General features: G+C 71.2%; 9 protein-coding genes. 8 read left to right on the top strand and 1 reads right to left on the bottom strand.

Going from position 1 to position 8,027, the window contains the following annotated elements; all coding sequences use genetic code 11:
• Positions 1 to 136: 136 nt before the first annotated feature.
• Genes VKN16_18145 through mnhG form a run of 8 tightly spaced genes read left to right on the top strand, consistent with a single transcriptional unit; the run spans position 137 to position 6,114 of the window.
• Positions 137 to 583 (top strand): CBS domain-containing protein, encoded by a 447-nt coding sequence (locus VKN16_18145; protein HME96132.1) that lies wholly within the window; start codon positions 137 to 139, stop codon positions 581 to 583.
• Position 584: 1 nt separating this feature from the next.
• Positions 585 to 2,837 (top strand): hydrogen gas-evolving membrane-bound hydrogenase subunit E, encoded by a 2,253-nt coding sequence (gene mbhE, locus VKN16_18140; protein ID HME96131.1) that lies wholly within the window; start codon positions 585 to 587, stop codon positions 2,835 to 2,837.
• Complete coding sequence (locus VKN16_18135; GenBank protein HME96130.1) at positions 2,834 to 3,268, top strand: MnhB domain-containing protein; 435 nt, start codon at positions 2,834 to 2,836, stop codon at positions 3,266 to 3,268. Before mbhE ends, VKN16_18135 begins: the two co-directional genes overlap by 4 nt.
• Positions 3,265 to 3,651 carry a sodium:proton antiporter gene (locus tag VKN16_18130; GenBank protein HME96129.1) on the top strand — a complete coding sequence of 129 codons (387 nt, stop codon included), beginning with the start codon at positions 3,265 to 3,267 and terminating at the stop codon, positions 3,649 to 3,651. Before VKN16_18135 ends, VKN16_18130 begins: the two co-directional genes overlap by 4 nt.
• Entirely contained in the window at positions 3,648 to 5,027 is a 1,380-nt protein-coding gene (locus VKN16_18125) for a proton-conducting transporter membrane subunit (GenBank protein ID HME96128.1), read from the top strand. Before VKN16_18130 ends, VKN16_18125 begins: the two co-directional genes overlap by 4 nt.
• On the top strand, positions 5,024 to 5,512 hold the full coding sequence (locus VKN16_18120) for a Na+/H+ antiporter subunit E (protein HME96127.1): 489 nt from the start codon (positions 5,024 to 5,026) through the stop codon (positions 5,510 to 5,512). Before VKN16_18125 ends, VKN16_18120 begins: the two co-directional genes overlap by 4 nt.
• Positions 5,513 to 5,518: 6 nt before the next feature.
• Entirely contained in the window at positions 5,519 to 5,791 is a 273-nt protein-coding gene (locus tag VKN16_18115; protein HME96126.1) for a monovalent cation/H+ antiporter complex subunit F, read from the top strand.
• Entirely contained in the window at positions 5,785 to 6,114 is a 330-nt protein-coding gene (gene mnhG, locus VKN16_18110) for a monovalent cation/H(+) antiporter subunit G (protein HME96125.1), read from the top strand. The genes VKN16_18115 and mnhG overlap by 7 nt, the downstream gene beginning before the upstream one ends.
• On the opposite strand, the gene VKN16_18105 is transcribed toward mnhG, so the two are convergent.
• A partial coding sequence (locus tag VKN16_18105; protein HME96124.1) for a cation-transporting P-type ATPase occupies positions 6,101 to 8,027 on the bottom strand: 1,927 nt, incomplete at its 5' end. The two genes, mnhG and VKN16_18105, sit on opposite strands and share 14 nt — an antisense overlap.

Genomic DNA, 8,027 nt, shown 5'->3' with positions numbered 1-8,027 from the left:
CGAGGCTAAGTGGCGACGTCCGTCCGCCGTGGAAAACGTACAATCCGCCTCCCCCAACGAGGACCATCGGGCACGGTATAATCCGGCGACCGCAGCCCGCGATCCTGCACCGCCGCCGCAGCACACAGAGGATCCGATGGCCAGACGAATCGCGCCGCGACTGGTTCGGGACGTCATGTCGTCCCGGCCCCGGACCGTCGGACCGAAGATGCCGGTGCGCGAGCTCCAGAATCTCTTCGTCTCGCACAACTTCAACGCGTTTCCGGTCGTCGACGACGCGGGAGCCCTCCTCGGCATCGTCACCAAGCTCGACCTCCTGCGAATCTTTCGCCACGACCGCGCGCGTCTGCGACCCAGTCTGGCCGAGCTGTGGGCCAAGCACGTCGAGGACATCATGAGGCGCTCGGTGGTGACGCTCGGACCGCGCGATCCGGTCACGAAGGCGATCGATCAAATGCTCGCATCCCGACTTCGCAGTCTCCCGGTGGTCGAGCGGCACGCGGGAAAGAACTTGCTGGTCGGGATCGTCAGCCGCGGAGACGTGCTCAAATCGCTCCGCTTCGAGAACGAGAAGGCCGACTGACGTGTCCGCCTCGTGGCGTCACGCCCCGGCGTGGACCGCGGTGGTCGTCGCCCTCACCGCCTTCGTGACATCCCTGGCGAGCTGGTTGACCGGCGGCGCGGCCATCGACGTCCCGTGGGCACCGACCCTCGGCCTGCGGTTGCACTTCACGCTGGACGGCCTCGGCGCGCTGTATTGCCTGCTGGCCAGCGGCGTCGGTCTCCTCGTCTTCGCCTACGCGGCGTCCTACATGCCGTGGCACCTCGAACACGAGGGCCAGTCCTGGAGAGAGCAATGGCGCTTCTGGCCCTGGATGGTGTTGTTCATGATCGCGATGCTGGGGCTGGCCGTCGCGCAGGATCTCGTGCTGCTCTTCGTGCTGTTCGACGTGACCGCGATCTGTTCGTACTTTCTGATCGGCTTCGACCGTGACCGGCCGGAAGCGCGCGTGGCCGCGCTCATGGCCCTGGTCGTCACCGGGGTCACCGCCGTCGCGGTCCTGATCGCCGCCGTCCTCCTCTACACCGAGCACGGCACCGTGTCCATTCCGGCGCTGCTCGCACAGCCCGGCGGCGGGACGACCACGACCGTCGCCGCCGCACTCCTGGCCGTCGGGGCGCTGGCCAAGAGCGCCCAGGTGCCACTGCACTTCTGGTTGCCGCGGGCCATGGCGGCGCCGACCCCGGTCTCCGCCTACCTGCACTCGGCGGCGATGGTCGCGGCCGGCGTCCTCGTCATCGGCCGCGTGCATCCCCTCCTCGCGCGCAGCGAGGCGGTGCTCGACGCGCTGCTCGGGGTGGGGCTCGCCTCGATCCTGGTCGGCGGCGCGCTCGCGCTGGCCAAGGACGAGCTCAAGCAGGTCCTGGCCCACTCGACCATCTCCCAGTACGGCTATGTCCTGACGCTGTACGGGATCGGCGGTCCGGCCGGCGCCAGCGCCGCCGCGCTGTACGTGATCACCCACGGCATCGCCAAGAGCGCGCTCTTCATGACCGCCGGCGCGGTGACCATGGCCACCGGCGAGGATCGGCTCTCGCGGATCGGCGGCCTTCGTAAACAGATGCCCCTCCTGGCGACGGCCAGCGGGGTGGCCGCGGCCACGCTCGCCGCGCTGCCGCTCACGCTCGGATTCTTCAAGGACGAGTTGTTCTTCACGGCCGCCCTGGGCGCGGCGTGGCCGGTGAAGGTCGCGGCGGTGGGGGCGGCGGCTCTGACCTTCGCGTACATCGGCCGCTTCTGGACGGGCCTGTTCCTCGGCCCACCGCGCGGGACGACCCATCCTGTTCCCCGACTGCTCGTGGCGCCGATCGTCGTCCTCGCCGCCGTCGCGCTGTTCGGCGGCGTCCTCGTGGAGCCCTTCGCCCGTCTGGCCGCCGACGCCGCGAGCACGACCCACGGCGCCGCCGTCGCGCTGCGGCCGGCCTACCACCTCGATGCGCGTCCGGAGAACGTCATGGCGCTGGTGGCCTGGGCCCTCGGCGGCCTCGGCCTGGCCTTCCCTCGCGGGTGGCGGTCCACCGTGCGCGCGCTCGCGACGGCCGGCGATCGCCTGGGCCCACGCCGCGCCTACGGCGTGCTGCTCACGGCCCTCGATCACCTCTCGGGCGCGCTCCACCGGATGGAAGTGCGCGATCTGCGGAACAGCATCGCGGCGGTTCTCGTCCCGGGCGGCATGCTGGCCGCGCTCGGATTCGCGGCGACCCCGACCGCCGGAGCCTACGTGATCGGCCGGATCGCCCCCGGTGGTGACCTCATGATCGTCGCCCTGCTCGTGCTCGTCATGCTCGCCGCCCTCGCGGTCGCCGGGGCGCGCGCACACCTGCACCTGGTGCTCGCCCTCTCGGTGGTCGGCTTCGCCCTGGCCGCGGTCTACGCGTTCGTCGGGGCGCCCGACGTCGCCCTCGTCGCCGTCGTCGTCGACACCGTCACCTCGCTCGTGTTCGTGGCGGCGGTGGCCAGACTTCCGCGCGACCTCGCCCGCCCCGGCGGGGTGCCGCCGGCGCCGCGCTCCCGTCGGCGGTGGCGCGACCCGGTCGTGGGCGCGATCGGCGGCCTCGCGCTCTTCGCGGTGATCTGGGGATCCCTCTCGCGGCCGTCGGTTCACCAGGGCATCGCCGCCGAGCACATCCGCCTGGCCCCGGAGGCGCATGGCCAGGACGTGGTCACCGTGATCCTCGCCGACTTCCGTGGCCTCGACACCCTCGCCGAGATCACGGTGCTGGCCGTCGCGGTGGTCGGGGTGGCTACCCTGTTGCGACGCGGGAGGCTGTGGTGACGATCGCGGTGCGAGCGGTCGCCCGACTGTTGCTCGCCCCGAGTCTCGTGGTGGCGGTGGCGACCATGGTCAAGGGCTACGCGCACGTCGGCGACGGCTTCAGCGCCGGGGTGATCGTCGCGCTGGCCGTCTCGCTGCAATACGTCGCATTCGGCCGGCCCCGCGCCGAGGCCGCGTTGCCGTGTCTCCGTTTCGCCCCGCTCGTGGCCGGCACGGGCCTGCTCCTCGCGATCGCCGTCGGATTCTTCCCGATTCTGGGCGGCCGGCCCATCTTCACGCACTGGCCGCCGCCCGGTGTCCACCCGATGAGGATCGGGACCCTGGAGGTGCTGACCGCCTTCGTCTTCGACATCGGGGTCTTCCTGCTCGTCGTGGGCGCCCTCGTCGTTCTCGTGCATCAGCTGGCCGACGACGGGCCCGCGCCGCCATGAACCTCGTCGTGTCGCTCGCGGCGGCCGTGCTGTTCGGCGCCGGCGCGTACCTGCTGCTGAAGCGAGACCTCGTCCGTGTCGTCGTCGGGGTCTCCCTCATCTCCCAGTCGGCCATCCTCACCCTGCTCGCCTCCGCGCTCACTCGTGGGCAGGCACCGATCTACCCGTTGGCCGACGCGCCGGTCAGTGATCCGGTCGTGCAGTCCCTGGCCCTCACCGCGCTCGTCATCGGCCTGGCCGTGACCGCGCTGCTCCTCGTCGTCGTCGACCGCGTGTCCCACGCCTACTACACGATCACCCAGGACGACGTCGCGGCGACCGAGGCCGCGCGAGACGCCGAGCTCGAGCGCGCCGGCGCCGACGCCGAGGCCTTGACCGAGTGACGACGCTCGCGCTCGCCCTCTTGATCCCCTGGGCGTCCGGCGTCGTTCTCGTGGCGGTCGATGGACGGCGACCCCTCGTCGGGTGGCTGGCCGTCGGCGCGCTGACCGCTCAGATCGGCGCGCTCGCCGCCCTCGCGGTGCGCGTGTTCCCCGGACGCGGGGTGCATTTCGTGACCGGCGGGTGGCCCGCAGACGTCGGCATCGTGCTCCGAGCCGACAGCCTCGGCGTGGCGTTCGCGCTCGTCTCCGCGGTCATGCTGCTGGCCGCGGTCGCCCAGTCGGCTCTCGAGGGCATCCAGGAGCGCACCTTCCCCGGGCTCGTCGTTCTGCTCGCCACCGGGCTGAACGGGCTCTTTCTCACCGGCGACATCTTCAATTTCTACGTCTTCTTCGAGATCGCCATGACCGTGGCCTACGTGCTGACGACCTACGGTGGCGGCCGGCGCGAGCTGGGCGCCGCGCTCGTCTTCGCCGCCGTGAACCTGCTGGGGTCGTCCGTGTTCCTGCTCGCGATCGCAGGAGTCTATCGGGTGACCGCGACCCTCGCCATGGAGAGCATCGCGCTCCGGATGGCCGACGTGGAGCCCAACGCGGCCATTCTCATCGCGGTCGGATTCTTCATCGCGTTCGGCGTCAAGCTCGGCCTGTTCCCCTTCCACTTCTGGCTGCCCACCGTCTACACCGGCGCGCGCCCCGCGGTGGCCGCGATCCTGAGCGGCGCCCTCGCGAACATCGGCGCCTACGGCCTGATCCGATTCGGCGCGGGCCTCCTGCCGAACGAGCTCCAGCTCGGGGCCACCGCCCTCGTCCTGATCGGCGGCGCCTCCATCCTGTACGGGGGCGTGCTCGCGATCTCCCGGCGTGATCCCGCGGAGACGCTCGCCTATTCGTCGATCGGCCAGGTCGGCTACGTGCTCGTCGCCCTGGGCGTCGGCGGACCGGTCGGCCTGGCCGCCGCCGTGCTCTATGCGCTGGTCAACTCGCTCAACAAGACCATGCTGTTCCTCGCGGTGCGGATGCGGGGGGCCCTCATCAGCGGGGTCTTCCTGCTCGGCGCCTTGAGCGTGGCCGGCATGCCGCCTGCCGTCGGCTTTCTCGGCAAGCTGGCCCTCGTCCACACCGGAATCGCGGCCCGGAGCCCGGCCCTGGTGGGTCTGCTCGTCGCGGGCAGCGCCCTGTCGTTCGTCTACATGTTCCGGATGTACCAGCACGAGTTCTGGAGCCGCCCCCGCGCCGGTCACGCGAGCCCCTGGCCGCTTCAGCTCCTCCCCGCCATCCTGGCCCTGCTCGTGCTGGCGGGCGGCCTGTGGCCCGAACCGCTGCTCGCCCTCAGCCGGGGCGCCGCCGGCGTCCTGTCCAGAGGAGGCACCCGATGACTCGCTTCCTGCTCTCCACCGCCGCGCTCACGATCGCCTATCTGCTCGTCCTGACGAGCGTGGACCCCGGAGACGTGCTGGTCGGCGCCATCCTCTCCGCCGCGGTCGCCGCGGCGTCGACCGTCGCGCGGCCCACCGCGCGTCGCGGCCCCCCGCCGATACGGCGCCTGGCCGCGGCCCCCGCGTTTGTCCTCGGTACGCTCGCCGACATGGTGCGCGGCAACTGGCACGTCGCGCGCTACGTGCTCGGCTGCCGGCGCCTCGAGTCTCCCGGCATCGTGGCGATCCCGATGGGAGAGCGAAGCCCATCCGGCGTCGCGGCCTGGGGATACACCACCGCCATCTCTCCGGACGAGATCGTCCTCGAGGCCGACGACGAGCGCGGCGTGTTGCTCGTCCATCTCCTGGACGCCCGCGACGTGCCGGCGATCCGCGCCCGCCACGAGCGGACGTACCAGCGGCGCCAGCGCCGCGTCTTCCCCTAGCCGGCCATGCGCACGATCTTCGTCGGCGTCGTGCTGGTCTGGATGACCCTGCTGCTCGTGGGCGGCGGCTTGATGCTGCTCTGGTCGCGCGACATGCTCAAGCGCATCATCGTATCGGATCTCCTGGCTTCGATCGTCATCGCGCTGCTGGCGCTCCTTTCGTACTGGCGCGAGACGTCGTACTACCTCGACGCGGCCCTGGCCTTGGCGCTCCTCTCCTTCGTCTCGACGCTGGCCGCGGCCCGGCACCATGCGGAAGGAGGCCCATTCGGATGCTGACCGCCGTCCTCGACGTCCTTGCCGTCGTCTTGCTGGCGCTCGGGTCGATCACCATGACCATCAGCGTCTACGGGGTCCTTCGCATGCCCGACGTCTACACCCAGCTGCACGCCGCGGGCATGGCATCGGGACTGGGCGCCATCGCGATCCTGCTCGCGTCGATCGCCACCCGCGACGCCGCGACGATCACCGACGCCGCCCTCGTGATCGCCTTCCTCCTGCTGACCGCTCCGATCTCCGGGCACGCGATCGCGTGGGCGGCCTACCGCCGCCACCCCACGCGCCCCGCCGCGTCGCGGGAGCCCGGCCCTAGCGTGGAGTAGTCGCGGCTCCCCACCGCGCGACCGCCTTGCTCAATTCGCGCAGCCACAGCACCGAGCTGCCCACCGCCGCGCAGCGGAGCCAATCACCGGCGCTCAGACTCACGGTCGAGAACGCCTGCTGCAGGAATGGCACGTACACCACCGCGAGCTGCAGCGCCAGAGACAAGACGATCGCGCCCCACAGCCATGTGTTGGAGAACATCCCGACGAACGCGCTCTCTTCGTCGGACCGAGCGTTGAAGACGCTGAAGAGGGAAAAGAACAGCAGGGTGGTGAACGCCATGGTTTGCGCGTAGCGCATATCGCCCGCACCCTCGATCAGCCCACCGGGCAGGCTCCAGTCCAGGACGAGCAGCGTCCCCGCCGCCATGACGACGCCGCCGAAGACGATGCCCCTCCACATGCGGCCGGTGATGGCGCCCTCGCCCCGCCCGCGCGGCGGATCGCGCATCACGCTCTCGTCCACCGGATCGACGCCGAGCGCGAGCGCGGGGGCGCCGTCGGACACCAGGTTGATCCAGAGGATGTGCGTCGCCAGCAGCGGCAGCACGATGCCGCCCTCCTGCACCGCCTTCAGCCCGATCCGGTCGGCGAGCAGCACCCCGAAGAACATCGTCATGACCTCTCCGAGATTCGACGACAGGAGGTACCGCAGGAACTTGCGGATGTTCGCGAAGATCGCCCGACCGACCTCGACCGCGGCGACGATGGACGAGAAGTTGTCGTCCGCAAGCACCATGTCGGCGGCTTCCTTGGCCACGTCGGTGCCGGAGATGCCCATGGCCACCCCGATGTCGGCGGTCTTCAAGGCGGGCGCATCGTTGACCCCGTCGCCCGTCATCGCCACGGTGGCGCCTTGACGCTGCAGCGCCCGGACGATCCGGAGCTTGTGCTCGGGGTTGACCCGCGCGTACACGGACACCTCCCGGACCGTGCGGTCCAGCGCCTCGTCGGACATTCGCTCGAGCACCGGGCCCACGACGGTTCGGCCGTCGGTCGCGATACCGAGCTCGGCCGCGATGACCGCCGCGGTCTTCGGATGATCGCCGGTGATCATGATCGGACGGATGCCGGCGCCCTTGGCCCGGGCCACCGCCGCCTTGGCCTCCTCGCGCGGGGGGTCGATCATGCCGATCAGCCCCAGGAACACGAGGTCGTGCTCGACCCGCTCATCGAGCCGGTCGCGCGCGGCTCCCTCCCTGGGCAGAGACCGGAAGGCGACCGCGAGCGTGCGCAGCGCCTGGCCGGCCAGCTCCTCGTTGGTTCCCGCGATCTCCGCGCGACGCTCGGCGGTGAGCGGCCGGGTCGCCTCCCCGACCAGCTCCGCCGAGCAGCGCGCGAGCAGGACGTCCGGCGCGCCCTTGGTGAAAGCCAGGAGTCGCTCCTGCCCCTCCGCGTCGGTGTGGATCGTGCTCATCAGCTTGCGCTCGGACGAGAACGGCACTTCGCCCACGCGCTCGTAGCGCGCATCCAGCGCCTCGTCCTCCAGGCCGGCCTTGCGCGCGGCCACGATGAGCGCGCCCTCCGTCGGGTCGCCCTGCACGGTCCAGCGCCCGCCGTCTTCCTGCAGCACCGCGTTGTTGGCGCGGTCGGCGGCGGAGAGCGTGCGGGCGATCTCGAGCCGCCCGGCGCCCTCGATCGCGCCACCGCCGTGTCGACGCACCGCGCCCCGGGGCTCGTATCCCGTGCCCTCGAAATCGACGCGCCCGCTCGCGGTCACCACCGCGCGCACCGTCATCTCGTTCTTCGTGAGCGTGCCCGTCTTGTCGGAGGCGATCACGGTCGCGGAGCCGAGCGTTTCGACCGCCGACAGATGGCGCACGATGGCGTTGCGCTTCGCCATCCGCTGCACGCCGAGGGAGAGGACGGCGGTCACGACGGCGGGCAAGCCCTCCGGCACCGCGGCCACCGCG

It is taken from the genome of Candidatus Methylomirabilota bacterium (assembly GCA_035315345.1).
Taxonomy (GTDB): domain Bacteria; phylum Methylomirabilota; class Methylomirabilia; order Rokubacteriales; family CSP1-6; genus CAMLFJ01.
The sequence above is the reverse complement of the archived record's forward strand: the minus strand, read 5'-3'. Positions and strand labels throughout refer to the sequence as shown.